This window comes from Neiella marina (assembly GCF_002165625.1).
Lineage (GTDB): Bacteria > Pseudomonadota > Gammaproteobacteria > Enterobacterales > Neiellaceae > Neiella > Neiella marina.
The window spans coordinates 22491-46658 of the sequence record NZ_NGNS01000007.1; the positions used below are offsets into that span (position 1 = coordinate 22491).

Here is a 24168-nt window from a genome sequence, read left to right on the forward strand (position 1 = left end):
CGCTTTGCAAATAGAAAGGAAGGTTTCATGTCGTTTAATGATTCGCTCGGTTCTGTCCGCCACAACTGGACGCTGGATGAAGTTAACGCTTTGTTTCAAATGCCATTTAATGATTTGTTGTTTCAGGCTCAGGCTGTTCATCGACAACACTTCGATGCCAATGCTGTGCAAGTTAGTACCTTGTTATCAATTAAAACTGGCGCTTGCCCTGAAGATTGTAGCTATTGCCCACAAAGCGCCCGTTACAACACCGACCTCGAAACCCAAAAGCTCATGGAAGTGCAAGATGTGTTAGAAAAAGCTGCCGAGGCTAAACAGTCTGGTAGTGAGCGCTTTTGCATGGGAGCCGCTTGGCGCAACCCAAAAGATAGAGACATGCCTTACATCATTAAAATGATTGAGGGCGTTAAGGACATGGGTTTGGAAACCTGTATGACGTTAGGCATGCTGACTAAAGATCAAGCCCAAGCGTTGGCCGACGCAGGATTGGATTACTACAACCACAATCTCGATACCTCACCTGAATTTTACGGTGAAATCATTAGCACTCGTACCTATGAAGATCGCCTCAACACCTTAGACAATGTCCGTGCCGCTGGCATGAATGTTTGTTCAGGTGGCATCGTTGGATTGGGTGAAAATGCTAATGATCGCTCTGGCTTGTTGATGACATTGGCCAACCTCGACCAACACCCAGAGAGTGTGCCGATTAACATGTTGGTAAAAGTTGAGGGCACGCCGTTGGCAGATCAAGAAGACCTGGATCCATTTGAGTTTATTCGCACTATTGCGGTGGCGCGGATCATGATGCCCAAATCTTATGTCCGCTTGAGTGCCGGCCGAGAAGAGATGAACGACCAAATGCAAGCAATGTGTTTTCTTGCCGGCGCCAATAGTGTGTTTTATGGCTGTAAATTGCTAACCACAGACAACCCGGATGAAGATGCCGATCGGGCACTGTTCCGCCGCTTGGGTATCAATTCTGAAATGTCCAAAGGCTATAGCGATGAGGTAGAGCAGTACGCGATTGAGCAGGCGGTTAAAGACAAACAAACCCAAGGCATGTTCTACGACGCAACCACTTAATGAACAAATTAAGTCAACGTATCACTGCTGGTTTGCAGCACCAACGGCAACAAGGGCGTTGGCGTCAGCAAGTTGCTCGTACCTCAGGTCATGGCCGGCTGCTGAGTCATAGTAATGGCACGACACTGATTAATTTTGCCAGTAACGATTACCTGGGCCTAGCGAACGATGCGATTGTTCGGCAAGCCTTTGTGAAGGCAGCTGATCAGTATGGCGTCGGTAGCGGTGGTTCAGCCTTAATCACCGGCTATCATCAGTTGCATCAGCATTTATGCGAGCAACTTGCTGATATCACTGGCATGCAGCGAGTGATGTTGTTTGGCTCAGGATTTGCTGCCAACCAAGGTGTCATTACCGCTTTGATGAAGTCTGGCGACTTGTTGATTCAGGACAAACTGAATCATGCATCGCTGATTGATGCCGGACTTCATTGTCGGGCTGATAGTGTGCGGTATCGCCATAACGATTTGACCAGCGCTGAACAGCAACTTCAGCGCCAGGCTGAAGCCAAACTGCTGGTTACTGAATCAGTGTTTTCGATGGATGGTGATCAAGCACCATTGAATGAGTTGGCTCAACGAAGCCAGCGCCATGAAGCCATGTTTATGGTCGATGATGCCCACGGACTCGGTGTCATTGGTGATCAGGGCTTGGGGGCGACTAGCATTGAGCCAAATATTGATGTCTACATGGCGACCTTTGGCAAAGCCCTTGGCGTGGGTGGCGCGATGATAGCTGGCGATAAGGATATCATTGAGTATCTCACTCAGTTTTGTCGCCACTATGTTTACACCACGGCAATGCCACCAGCGATGGCTGCAGCTGCAAGTGCCGCATTAAACCGACTAACAAATGAACCTGAATTGGTGGCGACCCTAAAGCACCGGATCGGGCTGTTTAAAAAGCTCGCGCAGCAAGCTAATTTGCCGCTATTGCCATCAAATACGGCAATTCAACCGGTACTCTTGCCTGGCAATGACACTGTTGTGAGCACTGCCGAGTACATGCGCCAACGCGGCTTTGCTGTTGGCGCTATCCGCGCGCCAACAGTAAAAGCTGGGCAAGAACGGTTACGGCTGACTATTAGTGCGAGTCACACTGAACGCGATATTGAGAATTGTGTTGCGACCCTAAATGAAGAGATGGGGCGCATGCAGGAGCACATTGAATGACAGTAATTGAGGTTAAACCCTCCGTAGCACGACAGTTTTCTCGTGCCTCAAAACGCTACCATAAGGCCGCTACGGTGCAACAGCAAGTTGGTCGCAACTTGCTCGCTTACAACCCTGTACGCAAGGCTCAGGTTGCCATTGATCTCGGCTGTGGCCCGGGTAGTTTTGCGCCAGCATTGGCATCCGTTTCCGAGCAACTATTTGCCGTTGACCTGAGCCCTGCGATGTTGCAGCAGTGCCGTTTGGCGAGTGACAAAGTCGTTGCCGTGCAAGGTGATGCGCAGTACCTGCCATTTACCGACAGTTCGGTTGACTTGATTTTTAGCTCTCTGGCATTGCAGTGGGTTAGTGATTTGAATTCGGTGTTTGAAGAGGCGCAACGAGTACTTAAACCCGGCGGCAGCTTGGTATTCAGCTGTGTGATGGAGGGCTCTTTGTGGCAGTTGAAAAAGTCTTGGCTCAAAGTCGATGACTATGATCACGTCAATCGATTTGCCAGCGTTGCCAGCCTTGAGCAATCGGTTAGGCAAGCTAAGTTGCACAAAGCTATTGGCGTGGTTCGTCCCCACACCTTTTGGTATCCGGATATTAGAACCCTGTTTAGTTCCATTCGTGACGTTGGGGCCAACACCGTAATTGGCGCCAAGCGCAAGGGTTTGATTGGTCGCCACCTATGGCAGAAATTTCATGATGCTTATGAAAACTATCGGACCGATGAAGGGCTGCCACTGACCTATCAGATTTATTATGGGGTGGTTAGCAAATGACCACTATATTTGTCACGGCTACAGATACAGATGCTGGTAAAACAGCGATTACTAGTGCCATTCTCTATGGCCTTCAAGCGAATGGTAAGTCATGCCTTGGTTACAAACCTATTGCTGCCGGTGCGAACTATCATGATGGCGTATTGATTAACGATGATGCCGTCGCTTTGGCGACGAACAGTTCAGTCGAAGTTACCAGCAGCGACATCAATCCAGTATGCTTTGCGGCACCAATTGCCCCCCATATTGCCGCCCAACAAGATCAACAAAACATTGACTTGAAGGCGATAGACCAACACTTTTGCCAACTCAATGGCCAGCACCCTACTGACGTTCAATTGGTCGAAGGGGCAGGCGGTTGGCGGCTTCCGCTCAATCTCAGTGGCGATACCTTGGCTCAATGGCCATCGCAACGCGGTTGGCCTGTCATTTTAGTGGTCGGCCTTAAGTTGGGCTGCTTAAATCATGCGCTATTGACGGTTGAGGCGATCAGTCAAGACGACTGCCATATTGTTGGTTGGGTAGGTAACACCATTGATCCAACCATGTCGATGAGGGATGAAAACATCGCGTCGCTCAACACCTTGCTTCCTGCGCCTTGCTTAGGAATTGTTCCTTACCTCGACGAGCCATCGGCAAGTAACATTTGGCCATACATCGCTAAAGGCCTAATCAACCCCTAACCTGTAAGACCAATATAAGTGTTATAACTTGCCGCATAGCTTGTGCGTTAGATTGAATATTGGTCAGTCAGATGGGTAAGCACTTTGGAACTGGGGTTAATGTCACAAACTTACCATAAAATATATTTTGGTAAGTTGCGTTCGATTTTTTGTGAGCAATGCTGGATTTTTGCTTTCGTAAACCCTTCCCAAGCTACTTTGCAAAAGCCACTGTAAATTCATTTAAACCCAGTAAAAACAAAGATTAATGGTCACTCACTTTGTTCCGACTGATAGCTCGAACACGTCAAAATTCACCATGTATAAATTTGCTAACAACCAATGAAAAATATTAGCGATTGATAACAAAAATTTGCCAAACCAATGTGCAACTGTGTTTGGTCCTGCTGCTATTGAGGGGATTGATTGATGATGTTTGGTCATCCCAATTGGCTAGTTGTTGGCTTCTCGTTGTAAACGTTCGCTGCTTTCATTTTTCATTAAGCCCCTTGTTTTATCTGGGCATACGGGTTGTCAGGCCAAACCATTCTTAAACCCTACGTTAATTAATTAGAATTTCGAAGTATTTTTCGATTGTTTGTCCGTATTACCAATATTGGTAAGTCCAAATAGCTCTGTTATTATTTTGTTTTTCTGTTTGATTGGTTGTTTATGTGTTGTTACCGGTTGGTTGAACAGTTGATCGTGCTGTGAAACTATTTCCTCGATTTCTTCCAACAAGTTTTTTGGTTCGAAACAACACACTAACTTTTCAAAAAAGTGGCTTGGATGGATATCACACTACAAAACAAGAGCCACCTAACAAGGGGAAAAGGAATGCAATTTAAACTTTCAAAAATTGCAGCGTCGGTGATAACGGCATCGACAATTGGCTTTATGTCTACTGGCATTGCAGCAAACGCTGAAGAACAATCTGACGACGTCGAGATTATTCAGGTCCGTGGCATCTCTGGCAGTTTGGCCGAGTCTGCGCGCCAAAAGCGGTACTCTGATCAGATTGTTGACGCGGTTGTAGCCGAAGACATCGGTAAGCTTCCAGATAACAACATTGCTGAAGCGTTACAGCGTATTACCGGTGTATCAATTAAATCTGACTTTGGTGTCGGTGAGAACGTAACGATTCGTGGTATTGACGAAAACCGCGTTGAGTTAAATGGGCGCTCTACCTCGGGTAGTGGCCGTGGCGGTATCTCGCTTTCTGATTTTCCATCAAGCTTTTTGAAAACCGTATCGGTTGTTAAGTCGCCTACGGCTGACATGATTGAAGGTGCCTTAGGTGGTACGGTCAACATGCAAACGATTCGTCCTCTTGAACTGCAAGAGCCAATGGTAGCGATTACGGTCGATGCCGAGTATGCCGACAAAACTGAAAACTGGGCGCCTAAAGTTACCGCAGCTGCCGGTTCTAACTGGGACTTGGGTGACAATGGCCTGTTCGGTGCGAGTTTCGTTGTTTCATACCTCGACCGTGAAATTCGTCAGGACGAATTCCAAACCAAGATGAACTCCTACGACAGCATCGAAGGTTTTGATGAAGTCGGTAATGGTCCAAACGACACCTTTACTGTTCGCAGTGAAAACACGGTTCGGATGAAAGAAGAGTCTCGCGAGCGCACTGCATATGGTTTATCACTGCAATGGGCGCCACAATCTAACGAAGGCAACATCTACTTAGATTTGAGCTACTCAGAGCTTGAAGGTGGTCAGGAAGCGCACGACGTACTCGACGTGGTGACTAGCCCAGTTGCTAACGCAAATACATATCAAAGTGGCTCAGGTCAGTTGATGGAATACACGCTATTGAATGCGTTTGTTTTGAACAAGACCGAAAGCGACTTTGATGAAAACGAAAGCTACTCTCACGCGCTTGGCGGTGATTGGCAGCTGACTGATCAAATACGCATGTTCGGTGAAGTTGCGATTACAGGCTCAGAAGAGAACTCTGTTGATTCACAACTGAACTTGCGCCCTGTTGACCGCGAAGCCTATGAGGCTGCCTATGCAGATGACCCATTCGTTAGTCCTGGCAGCTACATGAATAGAATTGACGCGGACCTGAGCTTCAAGAGCGACAAACTGCCCGGTATCGTTTATAGCGACCCAACAGCAATGACTAGTGCTGACGGCCAAGCGATTCGTGAAATGTTCTACGACACGGCAAAAACGGAAAACGACGAGACAGCCGTTCGCTTTGACTTGGAATACGCTGAGCCGATGGGGGTAGATTGGATTTCTCAAGTGAAGACTGGTGTTCGAGTCACTAACCGTGAGTACGAATTCCAAACTGCTGAGCTTCAAAACGCCAATGGCAGTACTTTTAAGGATGCCTATAAGAAGGCCAAATATGTGGGTGGCGATAAAGATGGCCAATACGTAACACCTGCATTTATTGACGATCCAATTTTTGCTGATGCAATTCATGAAGTGACTTATAAAAATCAATTTGATCAAATTGATGGTTATGGTCCAAATTCTCTGACCGGTCCCTTCGCTGCTTACAAAGCAAACTTGCTGAGCAACGATCCAGAAGGTGCGTTCTCAAGAATGCAACAGTGGTTGGCAGGTACGACCTACGCGACGACAGGTTCCTTGGCTGACAACATGACTAACCTTGAAGATGAGTGGAAATTCATTGAAGAGGACACTCGCGCAGTTTACTTGCAGTTCCACTTGGACTTCGACGAAGTAACCGCCGTTCTTGGTGGTCGCTACGTGGAAACTGATCTGGATTCTACCATTATCCACGACTACTCAGATGAAGAGTTGGCCGTTCTCTTAGAACAAGACAAGAACCTTTCTGTTAAAGGTAACAAGCTTACTGGTACCAATGAGTACTCTGATTTCTTGCCTAGCTTGAACGTTAACTGGTCCATCGATGACGATACTATTGCTCGTTTTGCCGCAGCGAAAGTAATGCGCCGTGCTGATTTTGGTGACTTAAGCCCGGCGTTTGATATCGGTATGACTTTGATTGATGGCACTCAAGGCTCTTACGACCTCGATCCAAAACGTGTCACTCAATATGACTTGTCCGTTGAACACTATTTTGGTGAAGGTGGCATGGTTTCGGCTGCGGTGTTCTACAAAGACGTTGAATCGTTCACAGTACCCGTAAGTAATTGTGAAGCTAATTCTCGAACAATCAATGACCAATCTGTTGGTGAAGAGTGGCCGAACATCTGTATTCTCGATGAAGCAGGCCAAAGCCAAAGTGAAGTAAACACCCTACCTGGTGATACCGTTGGCGGCGAACAAATCGTTGAAGACCTGCGTAACCAAGGCTTGACTGGTATTACCATTAGCCGTGAAACCAACGGTGGTAGTGGTGAAGTTTATGGTGTCGAACTGGCCTATCAGCAAACCTTCGATTTCTTGCCTGGCCCTTGGGCTGGATTAGGTATTGTCACCAACTACACCTATGCAGACAGTGAACAGCCTAACAAGCTGCCATTGGAGAACATCTCTGAGCATGCGTTCAACTTCCAGTTGTACTGGGAGTGGGAAGGGTTCCAAACTCGTTTAGCTTATAACTGGCGTGACGAATTCATGGATGAAGAAGATTACGGCAAACGTACCTGGCAAGGTGGTAAGAAGGGTTATGGCTCAGACTTCAACAGAACTGACCCTGATGCTGACAACTATGACCCAACGGCTGGTAACGTCTACCGCGAAGCTCGTGGCCAGTGGGATTACTCTGCCAGCTACGACATTGACGAGACTTGGACTGTTGTCGGTAACGTCGTGAACTTGACTGGTGAGCCGCTGATCTACACCACGGCTCAGGGTCATGACTTCCGCAATACCGAAGCTGACCGCCGTTATACCCTTGGTGTCCGCGCCAAGTTCTAACTTGACGAGCACTTAGACTAGTAACAAGCGAGCCTTTATGGCTCGCTTTCTTGTTTGTCGTAACTTTACTTTTAGCGAAGGAATTTAGAGCACAACCTAACTAGGCAAGCGTAAAAGCACTGTTGGTTGCAATGGCAGTTTTTGCGCCGCCGACCGTTATCCAGTAACTTGTTGGCTCGCCAATGATTTGTGCCTGATTGCCGCTAACTAACAAACCGTTACCTTCTGGCATCGCCAGCACACGCTCAGTTGGATTCAGCGCCAAGTATTCTGTCAAGCGTTGCAAGCGGGTTTCACCGTTGTGTTCATCTGGTTTCCACTCGGTGTAGTGTGGATTGAGTTGGAATGGCACAAAATCGAGCGCTGCTAAACTTGGCGGTTCGATAATCGGCATGTCATTGGTGGTACGGATCGTGGGTCCGGCGATATTTGAACCAGCGCTCCAACCAACATACGGCATGCCCTCGTTAACGCGAATTTTCAAAGGCTCCATTAACTGCAATGCATACAAGCGCTCGAGTAAGCGAAAGGTATTGCCGCCGCCAACAAACACTGCATCGGCGTCAAAGATCGCTTGATCGGGTTTGTCATAGTCATCGATGTTGCGAATTTCGACAGCTAGCGGAGCCAGGGCTTGCTGTACCATGTCGGTGTAATCGCTATGTGTCACCGTCACGCCAGCATACGGGATAAAAACGATGCGCTTAATCGAGGCATCAATCAGTGGTTTGATCAGGGGCAGGGCGTGGGATAAGTATGGTGTATTGCCAGCGCGAGAGGCGCTCAATAGTAACAAATGTTTATTGTTCATATTAGATTCAGAAAACTCTGTCAGAGTAGTTAGGTTACCATAAGCAGGGAGTGGCTCCAGAAACAAAACCTGAATGACAAGCCTTGAAACTCTGCACTAGTTCCCCAATTATCTGTTTTATACCCATAAATAAAGTGACTGGATGAGGAAGCCATGAAGCGTATAGCTTTGTTTTTATTGACCAACATTGCAGTGATGGTGGTGTTTAGTATTGCACTCAACATTATTTTTGCTCTGTTTGGCATTCAAGATACTCGTAGCATTACCGGACTCGCTATTTTTGCTGGTTTGTTTGGTTTTGGTGGTGCGTTTGTCAGCCTTTACATGAGTAAATGGATGGCCAAACGTTCGACAGGTGCTCATGTTATCGAGCAACCGCGGAATGACGCCGAACGCTGGTTAGTCGAAACGGTAGAGCGTCAGGCGCGCACTGCCGGCATCGCCATGCCGGAAGTGGCAATTTACGATTCACCCGATATGAACGCATTCGCCACCGGCCCTAGCAAGAACAATTCGTTGGTGGCTGTTTCGACCGGCTTACTGACGTCAATGGACAAAGATGAAGTTGAAGCAGTACTGGGCCATGAAGTAAGCCACGTTGCCAATGGTGATATGGTGACCATGACGCTAATTCAGGGCATCGTAAACACCTTCGTTATCTTCTTAGCGCGCTTGATTGCCCAGGCAATTAGCTCTGCGGTCGCTCGCAATGATGAAGATGGCCAGGGCTTGGGATGGTTGGCGTACACAGGTGTGGTTATTGTGCTGGAAATTGTTTTCGGTTTGCTGGCTAGTATTATCGTGATGTGGTTCTCGCGGCGCCGAGAATACATAGCCGATGCTGGCGGAGCCTATCTCACCAGTAATCAAACCATGATTAAAGCGCTACGTCGCCTAAGTCGCAGCCACGAACCGCAAATGGAAGGACAGTTAGCGGCGTTTTGCATCAATGGTAAATCTAGCATGGCGGAACTGTTTATGAGCCACCCACCGATCGAAAAACGCATTGCTGCGTTAGAAGCTGCTCGCTAGAAGCACTTTATTGAAGCTAGAAACTAAGATATAAACTCCCGCTTGTCGGGAGTTTTTTTACAGGTGCTTTTCGGATGACAACCAACAAACGAATCGACTCAGTTCTTATGGTTTGCATGGGCAATATATGCCGCTCGCCCACTGCCGAGGCGGTATTCCGTCAACATGCGGCGCAACATCAAGTTACCGTTCATATCGATAGTGCCGGTACTATTGGCTACCACGTCGGTAAAAAGCCCGATCCAAGAAGCATGGAAGCAGGTCAAGCGCGCGGTTATGACTTTGAATCGATTCGTTCTCGCCGTGTTGTGGTTGAGGATTTTGAACATTTCGATTTATTGTTAGCGATGGATCAAGCCAACTATGAAGACTTAATCGCACTTTGCCCAGATGAGTCACTACGCGACAAAGTGGTGTTAATGCTCGATTTCTCTGAGCAACAAAAATACAGCGAAGTGCCGGATCCCTATTATGGTGGCCAACGTGGTTTTGAACTTGTACTGGATTTAATTGAAGATGCCAGTCAAGGCTTAGTACAGCACATCATTCAATCGCAACGTTAGGTTAAGCCCCTTAGTTTGTTGCAGTTTCGTTAGCGCTAGGGTATAAAACGGCGCAAATGGTACTCGCAAGAGTTTAATAGGGAATGCGGTGAAAGACCGCAGCTGTTCCCGCAACTGTATAACGGTCTGATAAGCACACGCCACTGACGGCAATAAACGTTGGGAAGGCGCTTATTGGTTGTGCCCGTTGAGCCAGGAGACCTGCCATCGACCTCTTTTTGGTATCACCAAGCGGGTAACTTGGCGCTGATCATCTCTGCTGAGCGATTGTTCGCTCAGCGGCGGATATGTGCCTTGTCGTTCGGCCCTTTGGTGACGTTAGTGTTATTCAGAGAAGGCTTATGGTGTTTGGGCATCGATCCGGCAACCGACATATTCAGCATTTACTAAGCACAGTCTTTGCCTTGGTTTGCATTCTAATGGCAGCTCCTGTTGCAGCCACCATATCCGACAGCAAGCTGACAGCACTCGCTAGTAACCAATCGCCGCCAGCGAGAATTATTGCTCTGGCACCGAATCTTGTGGAACTTATCTATGCGCTTGGTGGCGGCCAACAACTCGTTGGTGTTGTCGAGCATTCTAATTTCCCTGCCGAGGCACTGCTGCTACCAACAGTGGGTAACTATGCCCAAATCAATATGGAACAAGTTTTGGCATTAAAGCCAGATCTGGTGTTGGCTTGGCGTGGTGGTACGTCACCGCAAGCGGTGAAGCGGCTCGAAGCATTGGGTCTGGCGGTTCATTGGCAGGACATCAACAATTATGATGATGTCGCAACGGCATTGATTCAGCTAGGTCAGTTGTTAGGCCGAATGGACCAAGCCCATCAGCTAGCACAATCGTTCAACCAGCAACTGGCTAGAGTGCGGCAGCAATTCCAAAGCAAAGCCAAACTAACGGCTTTTTATGAATTATGGCCGCAACCACTAACCACTGTTGGTAAAGGCAGTTGGCCACAACAAAGCTTAGAGCTATGTGGTGTAACCAATGTTTTTCTCAATGCCATTGGTGAGTATCCCCACGTCAGCGTTGAACATGTGGTTGGTGCGCGACCACAGCTGATTATTCAACCGAAGGACTCAGCCCGAGGCATAGAGCTGACCAACTGGCAAAAGTGGCCGCAAATTCCAGCGGTTGCGAATCAAGCCATGCTTTATCCGGATTCCGATCAACTTCATCGAATGACACCCAGAGCACTTGATGAAGCAGAACGGTTATGTCAACGAGTCGATCACTTTCGCAATTTGTATCGCTCGGTGGCACAACAGTAGTAGCGACAATCAGTCGCTAGATTCTAGATTTTAGGTGCCCGTAAGGGTGAAACGGGAAGTTGGTGGGAGACCAACGCTGCCCCCGCAACGGTAACTGTGATGCGTTGTGAAGACCACTGGTTAAATAACTGGGAAGGTACAACGTGAATAGCAGCAGCCCGGAGACCGGCCTAAATATAACAACACAGGATGAAGTACGGAGGGTGCTTCAGAAAATATATGATAGTTATAGGGAAACACAAACGTTCACTCGCGTTAGCAATTACCACTGCATTGGCGACTGCTTCATTTGCCAGTGTCGCCGACGATGGCACTGAGCGACTCATTGTGACGGGCAGTCGTATGCCGGTTGATAGCGAGCAAATCATTGCTCAAGTGGCTGTTATCGATCGGTCTGATCTCGCTGCAATGCAAGCCAAGTCTATCGCCGATGCGCTCGCACCGATTGCCGGCGTTGATATCGCCCAACTCGGCGGTGCAGGGCAGCAGTCTAGTGTCTTCACTCGCGGTACTAACTCCAATCATACTTTGATTTTGGTCGATGGTGTTCGGGTCGGCTCGGCAACCTTGGGCTACAAGGAACTATCAACCATTCCGGTTCAGCAAATTGAGCGTATTGAGGTATTAAAGGGGCCGCGCGCAGCGTTGTGGGGCTCGGAAGCACTCGGCGGTGTGATTCACATTTACACCCGTCGTCTCGATGATGGTCAATATCAGTTGGCCGCCCAAGCTGGTTCTGATTCGTACAAGAGTCTGAATAGCGCTGTGGGCATTGGCTACCAAACGGGTAGTTCTACCATTGCCCTTAGCTATGAAGATAGCGATGGCTTTGATGTCCGTGACGATGGTGAAGATGATGACGATGGCTACGATAACTGGTCAGCGGCGTTACGCGGTGACTATGCAATTAATCAGGCGGTAACCTTAGATTGGGTCGCGCAACTTGATGATGGTAGCCTCGATTACGATAGTTTCGGTGTCGATAACCGACAGGACTACCGCAATCACTTGTTAATGTTGAACACCAGTTATGATAGTGGCGCCCTGCGAAGTGACTTTACTGTTGCACAAAGTCGCGACAGCCAGATTAGCTTCATTGATTACTTTGACTTCTTTAGCGGCGATCTAGTTGAGGACAAGTCCAGTTTTGAAACGCGCCGCAGCCAAGTCACCAGCGTTAACCGCTATGCATTGACATCTACATTAACCCTCACCGGTGGCGCAGATTGGTACCGCGATGAGGTTAAAGCGACCAGTGACTTTACTGTCGAAGAGCGCGATACATGGGCCGTGTTTGGTCATGCATCTTATGACACTGGCGATTGGCTTGCCGAAGCAGCGTTGCGTTACGATGACGTTGAAAAAGTCGACTCCGAAGTGACTTACAATGCCAGCTTTGGTTATCGGTTTAGCTCGCAGCTGACGATCGGGTTGACCGCCGGACATGCGTTCAAAGCGCCGACATTTAACGACCTGTATTATCCTGAATCCTTTGGTTTTGCCGGCAACCCAGATTTAAAACCTGAAACATCGGATAGCTACGAGTTGTTGTTGCGCTCTGACTTTGCCAGTATCGCAGTGGATGCAAGTCTGTACAGAACCGAGATTGATGACTTAATCGATGGTTATGTCTGTGATGAAAATTGGAACTGTTCACCACAGAATGTTGATAGCGCAACGATCAAAGGCGGCGAAGTGACCGCAATAACCAGTTTATTGGGTATCGATCATCAATTAGCGCTTTCCTACATGGACGCGACCGACGATGGCACTGGCAGTCAACTCAACCGACGGCCGCACAAAACCGCAGGTTATCAGGCCAGCGTTAGTTGGCAAAACGTCGATCTATTATTCGCTTACGACTACGTGGGCGAACGAAATGATGCTGGTGAAAGATTGAAGGCTTACCAAACTGTCGACCTCGCATTGAGTTACCACCTCAGCAAACAATGGGTACTCCGTGCCAAGGCCGACAATGTTTTCGACGAAAACTATGCTTCGGCAGTGGGTTACAATGTGCCCGGCGCGCAGTATTTCTTGACTGTAGAATTTGCCAATAACTAAACCGTGCTCAACCACTATTCTGAAAAAGCCGCTATTTCAAGCGGCTTTTTTTTAACCAATTGAGATCTTGTTCACAATTGCCTAATGAGATTTTAACAGGCTGTTTGAACCACGATCCGGGTCGCAGATTTTAACTGACTGCAATTATAAATTGGCGCTCGAAGTCACCGCTCAACGGTCCAGATAGACCGAGCTGAGCATTTTGAAGGACGCCATCATGAAGTTAGTTGCTGCTGTTATCGTCAGTTTGATTGCGCTGGTTAATACCCCAGTGGCATCTGCGCAACCGATCGACCCACAAAAACTAGTTGGTATCTGGGGTAGTTCAGATGACGGCGGCGAAACGTTTTGGGGTTTTGATCAATATTATTCTGATGGCAGTACGCGCTCTTGGGGCACCGTACCACAGACAGACATTCGCTACGAGATAGAGGCGTTTTACAACGTCAAACAGAAATTCGATGTCAGTAACTGCCTGACTGTTACCAATTCAAGTCACCCAGAATTAATGCCTATCGGTAGCTCATGGTGTGATGAAATCATCGAAGTGAACGATGATCTTCTGACCTATCGTAATAGCGATGGCTCGCTAGTGACCCTGTATCGTCAGCATCAGCTAGCGCAACGTTAAAACGTTAACCCATCGAATATTGAAACAGCCACCTCTAGCGGTGGCTTTTTTGTGTTTGTCAGTTGGCCAACAACTACTAATCGATTTATTTGTCAGTCAAACTGAACATTCTATGGCGTTTGGGCGAATAAATAGGAGTAGGTATAAATGTTAGGGAAGCGTGGATGAAACAACATGGTAGCTATCAACTAGAGCTTCGCGACCGAACAATCATTGTCCGTTTTACGGCTGCTTGGAATCGTGAAACGGCTGAAAGTATGTGTCGCGACTTTTTAGAGTTGGCTCAAACGTTGGCAGCAAAGCCTTGGGCTTGCCTGGTTGATTTGCGAGATTGGGGTTTAGGTGGCCCTGAAGTCATGGAGCCCATTTTCGAGGTCAACCACTGGTGCGCTGCCAACAACCAACAATTTGAAGCTGTGGTTTGTAGCAAGCAGCTACAACAGTTCTTTATTCAACAATTACACACTGCATTGCCGAACACTGAATCACGTTTTTTTGAAACCGAGGCAGAAGCGTTAGATTGGTTGAACGATAAGGGCTTTTGTTAGTGGTTTGTAGAACATGAACTTCGCATGGGTGATTGCTGAATACTTAACAGATACGATGCCGCCTGGTCGCGACTCTCGACTAACTGCTGTGGCACAATAAACTGCCACAAACCAAGTCTTTCCAGCTTTGACTTTGCCACGTCGTTCGGCGCTACGAGCAAAACTGATTTGCCATCACCTTGTTCGAACTCAATCAAGTCGATCAAGATGGTGGCCGTTGACAGGCCAACAATTTGAGCCTTACTAAGATCGATGACTAGCGCATCATGTTGACCACTAGCAGCAAAGCGCTGACGAAACTCTCGGCCAATTGCATAGCTAAGAGGCCCATTGATGTCCATTAACAAAACAGGTTTACCATCGGCCGAGTTGTGTTCGACTTGGCACTCGGAATCGTACAATTCTGCGATCGACATTGTTTTGAGTTGCACTTCGTTTAACTGAAATTTTGCCAGCTTTTTTATCGTTAGCATGTTGGCAATAAACACCCCAACAAGCACCGCAGTGATTAAATCAACGAACACGGTCATCAGTAAGACGGCGTAGAGTAGCAAGTTGCTCTCAAACGGAAAGTGCCAAGACCGCTTGAGGTAACGCCAGTCCACGATATCAATTCCGACTTTGATGAGAATTGCTGCAAGTACTGTCTGGGGGATCTTTTCGGCAAGAGAACCTGCGCCGAGTACTGCTGCAAGCAATACCATCGAATGAAACATCCCCGACCACTTGTTGCGGCCGCCGGCATTAATGTTGACTACGGTTCGCATCGTGGCGCCAGCACCAGGTAAAGCGCCAAACAATCCTGCAAATGTATTTCCGATGCCTTGTCCGATGAGCTCTCTATCGGCGTTGTGATAACTGCCGGTCATGTTATCTGCGACCAAGGATGTTAATAGCGAGTCGATACTACCTAAAGCGGCCAGCAGCAAAGCCGAAACAAGCATGTTTTGAATGAGTTCAGGACTCCATGTCGGAATATGCAACTGAGGCAAGCCTGAAGGTATTTCACCCACTCGGGGGATCTCCGGCAATGCTGGGATAATCAGTGACGCGATTGTCGCAATAATCAGACAGGCTAAAGGCGCGGGCAGCAGACGTTGCCAGCGCGACGGCCAGCAGAACAGCAGCAGTAAGCCCGCTGCCCCTAAGATGAGCGCAGGCACAGATCCTTGCTGCCAAGTATGAGGAAGATCAAGCAATGCAGCTGTGACGTTAGCACCCGCATCGCCGCCCATTAACGGACCTAACTGCAGGACTATAATGATAATGCCGATGCCGCTCATGAATGCCGAAACGACGGTGTAGGGCACCATGATGATGTAACGTCCAAATTTGAGTACGCCGAATGCGATTTGGAATAGGCCAGCGAGCATAACGACAGTAAAAGCAATTGCCGGACCGGTATTTGGGTCAACGTTGATGTAATGACTAATGACACCAGCCATAACAACGGTCATTGGTCCGGTCGGACCCGATACTTGGGTTTTGGTACCACCAAACAGCGAAGCAAAGAACCCAACAATGATGGCGCTGTATAAACCGGTGATCGCGCCTGCGCCTGATGACACCCCAAATGCGATACCCAAAGGCAGAGCAACGACTGCTGCGGTTAAGCCACCATAGATATCACCTTGTAAGGTTGAACGGGTTGTAGTTGACATGATTTGACCTGATCTTGAAGTCGGACTCAGCTAGCAACAAGTCATTAATGCGAATGTCACGGGCTCATATATAGGTAAAAACTTAGTATAGATATAACTATGCGCTGGTTCGTCGCGCCATTAAAAAAGCCACCCGAAGGTGGCTTTTGACATTGATTACGTCTGCAACAAGTTACTGAACAGGTCTAGTCATCGGTGCTGACGCATGGTTGGTCACATTGTGACTACCGCGATTAACGAGTTCACCGGTAGCTGGCTGGCCGAAGCGTTTGCTGAGCTGTGTGGTATCAAACGGTTCAGCATCGGCAAATGCCGGTTTAGCCATTGGCGCGCTTGTTGCGCGGTCAAAGTAATGTGAAACCTGACTCACAGTAATGGCCTCTGCTTGAGCCTCAACCTGCTCTGATGAGTTATCAGTTTCAATTGACGCTGTTGGCTCAGGTGCTTTAGTCGAAGCTGGCTTGTCAGCGACCTTCACAGGTTCAATAGCAACTTGTTCTGGCTCTTGGGCAGCTTCTGGTTGCTGGGCATCTGCTGTTACTTCAGCAGCGGGAGCTGCTGCTACAGGTTGAGCTTCAACTTTAGCTACTGCCTCGACCTCTGGCGCAATATCCAGTTCTTGTTGAACAGGCGTTGGTTGCGGCTCTTCAGTTACCACCTGTGGTTCTGAAGACGGCTGCTGAGCAGGTTCTGACTCTGCAGTTTCATCATTCTGCTTTGCCGCTAACGCTGCTTCAATTGCCTTGCGGGTCGCGTCTTTCGCCTGTGCATCAGCCTCGACCGTCGCTACCACGTTTTGCTCGTCTGTTACCGGTGAACTTGCGGCTTGTGTACTGTCAGCCTGAGCAGCTTGCTCATCTTCTGCCGGATAGCGAGCGTCGATTTCTGCCTCGACAGCAGGTTTTTGCTGGCCTTGTTGTGGCTTGCGACGACGTTGACGACGTTGACGTGTCGGTTTCGTTTGTGGTGCTGCGGCTTCTGTCGACTCTGTAGCAGTTTGCTCCTGTGGCTCGTTTTCAGCTGCTGGCGCTTTTGTTGCTGGTGAGTCGCCTTGCTGCAAACGCACTTTCTTTTGCAAGTCACGGCGTTGACGACGAGCTTTTACTTGTTTCTGTTTCGGCGATTCCTGAGTTTCACTCTGCGCCTCTTCAGTACCTGTTTGGCTGGCCTTGGAATCAGTAGCTTGCTCTTTGCGACGATTGCGGTTGCGCCCGCGGCCGCGTTTGTTTTCAGCTTTAGGCTGCTGAGACTGCTCTTTATCTTGCTCTTTTACTTCGCTGGCAGCGGCTTCTTTATTGCCTTGCTTGTTTTTCTGTGGCCGACGACGATTGCGGTTACGATCATCGCGGTTGTTGCGTTTGCCACGATTACGGTCATTGCCACCTTGGCGGTTGCCCTTTTTCTTTTTAGGTTGCTGTTCGTCGCTGCCAAAGATAGAGGCGATGAAAGCGAATAAACGAGCGATTAAGCCAACTTGCTGTTTCTGAGCTTGAGGCTTTTTCTTCGCTGGTTTGGCAGCTTTCAGTGGCGAAGGCGCCGCTTCAGCTGGTGCGACCATGCCCGACAGTGCAGGTTGCTCACGCTTTTCTACCGCTGACTCACCGCGTAACTGGCTGGCCATCTCGTCAAGTTCTGGCGCTTTTACCAAGCTGTAGCTTGCATCGGTAATCTCTTCGTTTTGACGTAGGCGTTGCACATCATAGTGCGGCGTGTCCATGTGTGGATTTGGAATAATCACCACTGACACTTTATTGCGCTTTTCAATTTGGCGAATTGCTGGCCGCTTTTCGTTTAACAAAAACGTGCCGACACTAACGGGAACTTGGGCCTGAATTTGCGAAGAATTGTCTTTCAGTGCTTCTTCTTCGATTAATCGAAGTACCGATAGCGCCAGTGACTCGTCACCGCGAATGTGACCACTACCAGAACAACGTGGGCAAACGTGATGAGTTTGCTCACCCAACGATGCGCGAAGTCTTTGTCGTGACATCTCCATTAAGCCAAAGCGGCTAATACGGCCGATTTGAACGCGGGCACGGTCAGCACGTACTGCTTCACGTAAGCGGTTTTCAACTTCGCGTTGATGGCGTGCTGGGGTCATATCGATGAAGTCGATGACAATCAAACCGCCAACGTCGCGCAGGCGAAGCTGACGGGCGATTTCATCAGCCGCTTCCAAATTGGTTTGGAACGCGGTTTCTTCGATATCAGTGCCTTTGGTTGCTCGCGCTGAGTTGATATCAATGGAGGTCAGTGCTTCTGTCGGGTCAATAACAATTGATCCGCCTGATGGTAGACTGACTTCGCGACGGAATGCAGACTCAATTTGGCTTTCAATTTGGTAGTGCGAGAATAACGGTACTTCGCCTTGATACTTCTTCACGCGGTTGGCAAAGTCTGGGCGTACCGTTTTTACATGTTCTAAGGCTTTGTTGAATAAGGCGTCGTTGTCGATCAGGATTTCACCGACGTCGCGGCGCAAGTAATCACGAATCGCGCGAACGATGACGTCGCTTTCTTGGTGAATCAATAATGGTGAAGGGCGCTCATCAGCTACTTGTTTGATTTGCCCCCAATGCGTCAACAAGGTCTGTAAGTCGTAAGCCAGTTCCTCGGCTGATTTGCCGACACCTGCAGTACGAACGATCAGGCCCATGCCTTTCGGCAGTTCCAGCTGACTCAACGCTTCTTTCAGCTCAGTGCGCTCGTCACCTTCAATGCGGCGAGAAATACCGCCAGCACGAGGGTTGTTTGGCATTAAGACTAAATAGCTACCCGCTAGGCTGATAAAGGTTGTCAATGCGGCACCTTTGTTACCGCGCTCTTCTTTATCTACCTGAATGATCAGCTCTTGGCCTTCTTTGACGACGTCCTTGATATTTGGACGGCCTTGAAAGGAATAGCCCTCAGGGAAGTATTCGCGAGCAATTTCTTTCATTGGCAGGAAGCCATGGCGCTCAGCACCATAGTCAACAAATGCGGCTTCGAGGCTAGGCTCAATACGGGTAATCTTACCCTTGTAAATGTTGGCTTTTTTCTGGTCTTGTCCAGCACCTTCGATATCTAGATCGTACAGGCGTTGGCCATCGACCAATGCAACCCGGATTTCTTCCTGCTGGGTTGCGTTAATTAGCATACGTTTCATAAATGACTAAATCTCTTAATTTAGCCACAGCAAAACGTGCACGTAAAAAACGTGTTCAGGGCCTAGCCCCGGGTCCAATCTCGACAACCTCACGGTTGGAACGATGCTTGGGGGCGTGCGAGAGGCAACCAAATTTTATTCTAATTGTGGTGTAGCAATTAATGGCTACACGGCAAATCAGCTGCTGTGCAGCTGCAAAAAATTTCTCAGAACTCGTCTATTACGCCATGTTCTGGTGGCGACTATTTCTTTATTAAATCGTTATTTTGTCGGGCGTTATGGTGTCATTGAGACGCTTTGGTAGAGTCCAGCATGACTCGGTCTCGTGTGTAAAAGTGCACCATCGGCCGACACAACTGCTTGTGTCAGAGGCAGTTTCAGCGGCACATTGTCGGTGATAAACCTGTGGATAGCAACCCAAAATCAATTCAGCAGATCACCATTCGGTGCTAAACTTGCGCGCCTATGACAGATACCAATACTACAAAAGTTGCTTTTGTGACGATCAGCGCAGATATGGCTGGCCAACGAATCGACAACTTTCTAATCACACAATTGAAGGGTGCGCCGAAAAGCTTGGTGTATCGAATTGTTCGTAAGGGCGAAGTACGAGTGAATAAAAAGCGTTGCAAGCCCGACTATAAATTGCAACCTGATGACGTCGTACGAATACCGCCGGTGCGCTTAGCAGACCGGCCCGATCCGGTGCCATCTTCGAAACTAAACAAAGTAAAAGATCTGGAAAAGCACATTATGTTTGAGGACGACCACTTAATTGTCCTCAATAAGCCTTCAGGTCTGGCCGTGCACGGTGGTAGTGGTCTTTCGTTTGGTGCCATTGAAGCGCTGCGAGCGTTGCGCCCAGATGCTCGTTTCCTGGAATTGGTTCATCGCCTCGATCGCGACACCTCCGGTTGCTTAGTCGTTGCCAAAAAGCGCAGTGCCTTGCGTGAACTGCACCGAATGCTACGCGACAAAGAGGTCGAAAAATACTACTGGTGCTTGGTGAAAGGGCACTGGCCGGCAAGGCGCAATAAGGTTAATGCGCCTTTAATGAAAAACACGCTTAAATCCGGCGAGCGTATGGTTCGTGTTGATGACCAGGGTAAGGCAGCATTGACCCGATACAAGGTCGAGCAGCGATATAATAAAGCAACGTTAGTTGAGGCCTTTCCGGTGACCGGTCGAACGCACCAAATTCGCGTTCATTGCCAGGCTGCTGGTCATCCTATTGCTGCCGACAGTAAATATGGCGACAGGGATTTTACCGCTCAAATGGCCGACATTGGCCTCAATAGACTATTTTTACATGCCATACGGTTGCGCTTTAAGCATCCAAATACTGGTAAGCCGATGGAAATCACCGCTCCACTCGATGTAACTCTCAAAGCGGTCTTGGCCGATTTGGCAACATAATCAATGGCAAAGGATTGACCTTGGATGATGGTAACAGGCGCAAAAATACGGCAAATAGAGTGTTGTTGTTGGTTTTTTCAGGTGCCTTACATTTTTCACTGCGGTATGATGCCGCCGGCTAACTAATTCAATGCAACAAAAGAAGTACATGTCTGAAACTCTTTCTGCTATTGATTGGCAACAATCGATCGCCCAAGCTCAAGCTCTAACAGATGGTGAACCCAACCTCATCGCTAATTTGGCGAACATCAGTGCGTTGCTCAACGAGCTAATGGACGATGTTAATTGGTGCGGATTCTACTTAGTTGATGACGACGAGCTTGTATTAGGACCATTTCAAGGTAAAACTGCCTGTATCCGTATTGCCAAAGGCAAAGGCGTATGCGGCACTGCGATGGCAACAAGTGAAACTCAACGGGTGGCCGATGTTCATCAGTTTGCCGGCCATATCGCTTGTGATGCCGCAAGCGAGTCGGAAATCGTCGTCCCTGTGCAGGTCGACGGCGAAGTAGTAGCGGTGTTGGACATTGATAGTCCAAGCCCAAATAGATTCAGTGAAGTGGAGCAAAGCGGTCTTGAGCAATTAGTGGCTCAAGTTGTGGCGCCATTTTTTAAACGCGCAATGGCGCAAAAGTAAAGGTTAAACGTATTAATGGAACAACAGCCCAAACTGACAGAAAATCGCGAAATCATTGCGTTTTTGGCTGAAACATATCCTCAGTGTTTTGTCACAGATGGTGACGCAAAACCGCTTAAAATTGGGATCTTTCAGGATTTGGTTGAGGCATTAGCTGACAATGACCGTATAAGTAACACGCGGTTGCGTCAGGCAATTCGCCACTATACTTCAAGCATGCGCTATTTGGCTTCGGTCAAGGCCGAAGCGCTGCGAGTCAATTTAGACGGTAGCACCGGCGATGCTGTTACCGAAGAGCATGAAACTTACGCTCAAGAGCGTTTGGTTGAAATTAAGGCTCGAATCGCCGAACGCAAAAAGAAGGCTGCAGAGGCCAGAAAAGCAAAGGACAAAGAGCAGGGCAGAAAAGCACGTCCAGCCAAAGCTAAACGTCCAAGCAAGCCTCGTAATGATAAGCCAAAGGCTCAACCGAAAGCTGCCGTTTCGACCAAACCGTTGGCCCAGAGTGAACTGAATGTTGGGAAGTCGGTCCAAATACTGGTAGGGTCGAACCCAGTTCAGGCCACTATTACTGAACTGCTTAAGGGCAGCGTTCGCGTCACTTTGGCTTCCGGTATGGCCATTGAAGTGGCAAACGACCGAGTGATTGCCGCCGAATAAGAGCGCTTGACCAAGCACTGACTGTTCAAAAGAGGGTATTGAATGAAGTTTTGGCAACAAATATGTGCTGCACTGGTGTTAGCGCCAGCTGTCGTTTTTTCTGCAGCCCAGGTTGAACTACAAACCTACACTGTTGAGGATTTACCTCAGCTGCAACAGGAAAAGCAGCACAAAAACGCTGCCATTCGAATCACTGACGTCTTCACCCAATCGCATTATCACCCGATTGAGCTGAATGACGCATTCTCGGTAAAGATCTATGATCGCTTCTTCGATACTCTCGATTACAACCGTCAAGTATTTATTCAATCCGACATCGATCAGTTTGCCTCATATAAAACTAAGTTCGATGATTATCTCAAACGAGGCCGTTTGGACGTACCGTATGAGATTTATCAGCTGAACCTCAAGCGTCGCTTTGAACGACTCAATTATGCATTGAGTCTACTCGACAAAGACTTCGACTTTAGCAAGGACGAGTCGTTAGCCTATGATCGCAACGAGCTGCCATGGCCAACCACCACCGCTGAACTCGATGCAATATGGCGCCTTCAGGTCAAAGCCGATGCGTTAAACTTAGTGTTATCTGGTAAGACTCAAGAAGAAGCCCGCGAACTTCTGACTAAGCGCTATACCTATGGCATTAAACGGTTGACGCAAACAAATAGCGAAGATGTATTTCAGCTATTAATGAACTCATTTGCCCGTTCCATTGAGCCTCATACCAGCTATCTGTCACCGCGAAATGCAGAGCGATTTAAGCAAGACATCAATTTGTCGCTCGAAGGCATTGGCGCCGTGTTGCAATCTGACTTCGACTACACCGTCATTCGCCGTCTCGTTGCTGGCGGGCCTGCGGCGTCGTCGGGTCAATTGAAGCCAGATGATAAAATCATTGGCGTCGGTCAAGAAGACGAAGACATTGTTAATATTGTCGGTTGGCGGCTGGATGAAGTGGTCGAGCTAATCAAGGGCCCCAAAGGCACCAAGGTATTTCTAGAAGTAGTGCCGGTTAAAGGTGGTGTTGATGGTGAAGCGAAAGTGGTTACCATCACTCGAGATAAAATTCGCCTAGAAGACCAAGCGGCTAAAACCGAAATCAAACGACCTGAAGACGGGCCTTATGCCGGTCGAGCGGTCGCAGTAATCGATATACCGAGTTTTTATAACGGTTTGAGCGATGATGTCCGCAAGCAGCTGCAAGAAATAGCGCTGGAAGATTTGGATGCTGTGATTGTTGATTTACGTGGCAATGGTGGCGGCTCACTCCCTGAAGCCATTTCGCTGACTGGTCTGTTCATTGAGCGTGGTCCGGTAGTGCAGCGTCGCAATATGATTGGCGAAGTCACGGTCGATTCAGATCGTGACCCGCGCACTCAATATTCTGGGCCAATGGTGGTGATGGTAGACCGCTACAGTGCCTCTGCCTCTGAGATTTTTGCTGCGGCATTACAAGATTATGGTCGCGCGCTGATTGTTGGTGAGCAGACTTTTGGTAAAGGTACGGTGCAAAACCACCGAAGCCTCAACCGTCGCTTTGATTTGTTCCAAAACCCGTTGGGTGACATTCAGTTCACTACTGCCAAGTTCTATCGTATTAATGGTGGCAGTACCCAGAATAAGGGCGTGATCCCGGATGTTAAATTCCCTCAAGAAATTGACCCAAGTGAATATGGCGAAAGCCAAGAAGACAACGCCTTACCATGGGACCGCATCGGCACTGCAAATTACCTGCGGATAGATGAGGTGAAGCCTTGGATTGAGGGAGTCAATAGTCGTCACGTGCAGCGCATCGAAACCAATCCTGAATTTGGTTACATCTTTGAAGACATTGCTCGGTACAAGCAAGAGAAAGAAGACAAACTGGTGTCCTTGAACAAAGAAAAACGCTTGAAAGACCGCGAAGAGCGCAAAGCTCGTCTGTTAGCTCGCGAAAACGAACGTCGAGCCCGAGAGGGTAAAGAGCCATTAGCGTCGACCGAGCAGTATGACGAACTTGAAGATGATGATCATGCGGGCCCAGAAGATGCGGTGTTAGATGAAACCATCGCCATTGCTTTTGATTTGGTTGATGCCCCCAATCTAGCGAGAAACAAATAATTCAAATATGGGCTGCTATCTAGGCAGCCCATTTTTCATTCATTTCAAAATACCAGTTGCGACAAGCAATAT

The 24168-nt window shown here is 48.4% G+C and carries 19 protein-coding genes and 2 riboswitches; of the genes, 16 read left to right on the forward strand and 3 right to left on the reverse strand.

Going from position 1 to position 24168, the window contains the following annotated elements; translation table 11 throughout:
- Positions 1 to 27 precede the first annotated feature (27 nt).
- The 5 genes from bioB (at position 28) to CBE68_RS07930 (ending at position 7557) form a co-directional block, all read left to right on the forward strand.
- Positions 28 to 1086, forward strand: a complete 1059-nt coding sequence (bioB, locus tag CBE68_RS07910) for a biotin synthase BioB (RefSeq protein WP_087505543.1) — start codon at positions 28 to 30, stop codon at positions 1084 to 1086.
- Positions 1086 to 2258 carry an aminotransferase class I/II-fold pyridoxal phosphate-dependent enzyme gene (locus CBE68_RS07915; RefSeq protein ID WP_087505544.1) on the forward strand — a complete coding sequence of 391 codons (1173 nt, stop codon included), beginning with the start codon at positions 1086 to 1088 and terminating at the stop codon, positions 2256 to 2258. Before bioB ends, CBE68_RS07915 begins: the two co-directional genes overlap by 1 nt.
- Positions 2255 to 3025 (forward strand): malonyl-ACP O-methyltransferase BioC, encoded by a 771-nt coding sequence (bioC, locus tag CBE68_RS07920; RefSeq protein ID WP_087505545.1) that lies wholly within the window; start codon positions 2255 to 2257, stop codon positions 3023 to 3025. Before CBE68_RS07915 ends, bioC begins: the two co-directional genes overlap by 4 nt.
- Positions 3022 to 3708, forward strand: coding sequence for a dethiobiotin synthase (bioD, locus tag CBE68_RS07925; protein WP_087505546.1), 687 nt, complete (start codon positions 3022 to 3024; stop codon positions 3706 to 3708). The genes bioC and bioD overlap by 4 nt, the downstream gene beginning before the upstream one ends.
- Positions 3709 to 4524: 816 nt before the next feature.
- Positions 4525 to 7557 carry a TonB-dependent receptor gene (locus CBE68_RS07930; RefSeq protein ID WP_087505547.1) on the forward strand — a complete coding sequence of 1011 codons (3033 nt, stop codon included), beginning with the start codon at positions 4525 to 4527 and terminating at the stop codon, positions 7555 to 7557.
- Positions 7558 to 7657: 100 nt separating this feature from the next.
- Here CBE68_RS07930 and pepE read toward each other — a convergent pair whose 3' ends face one another.
- Positions 7658 to 8368, reverse strand: coding sequence for a dipeptidase PepE (pepE, locus tag CBE68_RS07935; protein WP_087505548.1), 711 nt, complete (start codon positions 8366 to 8368; stop codon positions 7658 to 7660).
- Positions 8369 to 8521: 153 nt separating this feature from the next.
- Here pepE and htpX point away from each other — a divergent pair, with 153 nt between their 5' ends.
- The 7 genes from htpX to CBE68_RS07965 all read left to right on the forward strand — a co-directional run bounded on the left by htpX (position 8522) and on the right by CBE68_RS07965 (position 14477).
- The gene (gene htpX / locus CBE68_RS07940) at positions 8522 to 9400 is read left to right on the forward strand and encodes a protease HtpX (RefSeq protein ID WP_087505549.1); all 879 of its coding nucleotides are present in this window, start codon (positions 8522 to 8524) and stop codon (positions 9398 to 9400) included.
- A gap of 74 nt (positions 9401 to 9474) precedes the next feature.
- Positions 9475 to 9963 (forward strand): low molecular weight protein-tyrosine-phosphatase, encoded by a 489-nt coding sequence (locus tag CBE68_RS07945; protein WP_087505550.1) that lies wholly within the window; start codon positions 9475 to 9477, stop codon positions 9961 to 9963.
- 40 nt (positions 9964 to 10003) lie between these two features.
- Positions 10004 to 10186, forward strand: a riboswitch (cobalamin riboswitch).
- A complete protein-coding gene (locus CBE68_RS18715; protein WP_158100534.1) occupies positions 10144 to 10353 on the forward strand; it encodes a hypothetical protein in 210 nt (69 codons plus the stop codon). (Overlaps the previous riboswitch by 43 nt.)
- 29 nt (positions 10354 to 10382) lie before the next feature.
- Positions 10383 to 11234 carry a cobalamin-binding protein gene (locus CBE68_RS07950; RefSeq protein WP_158100535.1) on the forward strand — a complete coding sequence of 284 codons (852 nt, stop codon included), beginning with the start codon at positions 10383 to 10385 and terminating at the stop codon, positions 11232 to 11234.
- Between the two features lie 15 nt (positions 11235 to 11249).
- A riboswitch (cobalamin riboswitch) is annotated at positions 11250 to 11422 on the forward strand.
- A 31-nt stretch (positions 11423 to 11453) separates the two neighbouring features.
- Positions 11454 to 13298 (forward strand): TonB-dependent receptor domain-containing protein, encoded by a 1845-nt coding sequence (locus tag CBE68_RS07955; protein ID WP_158100536.1) that lies wholly within the window; start codon positions 11454 to 11456, stop codon positions 13296 to 13298.
- A 217-nt stretch (positions 13299 to 13515) separates the two neighbouring features.
- Complete coding sequence (locus CBE68_RS07960) at positions 13516 to 13929, forward strand: hypothetical protein (protein WP_087505553.1); 414 nt, start codon at positions 13516 to 13518, stop codon at positions 13927 to 13929.
- A gap of 164 nt (positions 13930 to 14093) precedes the next feature.
- Complete coding sequence (locus CBE68_RS07965; RefSeq protein WP_087505554.1) at positions 14094 to 14477, forward strand: STAS/SEC14 domain-containing protein; 384 nt, start codon at positions 14094 to 14096, stop codon at positions 14475 to 14477.
- On the opposite strand, the gene CBE68_RS07970 is transcribed toward CBE68_RS07965, so the two are convergent.
- Positions 14474 to 16138 (reverse strand): SulP family inorganic anion transporter, encoded by a 1665-nt coding sequence (locus CBE68_RS07970; protein ID WP_087505555.1) that lies wholly within the window; start codon positions 16136 to 16138, stop codon positions 14474 to 14476. The genes CBE68_RS07965 and CBE68_RS07970 overlap by 4 nt on opposite strands.
- A 172-nt stretch (positions 16139 to 16310) precedes the next feature.
- Complete coding sequence (gene rne, locus CBE68_RS07975) at positions 16311 to 19283, reverse strand: ribonuclease E (RefSeq protein WP_087505556.1); 2973 nt, start codon at positions 19281 to 19283, stop codon at positions 16311 to 16313.
- A 465-nt stretch (positions 19284 to 19748) separates the two neighbouring features.
- Here rne and rluC point away from each other — a divergent pair, with 465 nt between their 5' ends.
- The 4 genes from rluC to prc all read left to right on the forward strand — a co-directional run bounded on the left by rluC (position 19749) and on the right by prc (position 24096).
- A complete protein-coding gene (gene rluC / locus CBE68_RS07980) occupies positions 19749 to 20699 on the forward strand; it encodes a 23S rRNA pseudouridine(955/2504/2580) synthase RluC (protein WP_087505557.1) in 951 nt (316 codons plus the stop codon).
- Positions 20700 to 20847: 148 nt separating this feature from the next.
- Positions 20848 to 21336, forward strand: coding sequence for a GAF domain-containing protein (locus CBE68_RS07985; protein WP_087505654.1), 489 nt, complete (start codon positions 20848 to 20850; stop codon positions 21334 to 21336).
- 15 nt (positions 21337 to 21351) lie between these two features.
- Complete coding sequence (proQ, locus tag CBE68_RS07990; protein ID WP_087505558.1) at positions 21352 to 21996, forward strand: RNA chaperone ProQ; 645 nt, start codon at positions 21352 to 21354, stop codon at positions 21994 to 21996.
- A 42-nt stretch (positions 21997 to 22038) separates the two neighbouring features.
- Positions 22039 to 24096: a carboxy terminal-processing peptidase gene (prc, locus tag CBE68_RS07995; protein WP_087505559.1), complete on the forward strand. Its 2058-nt coding sequence runs from the start codon at positions 22039 to 22041 to the stop codon at positions 24094 to 24096.
- The last annotated feature ends 72 nt before the right edge of the window (positions 24097 to 24168 follow it).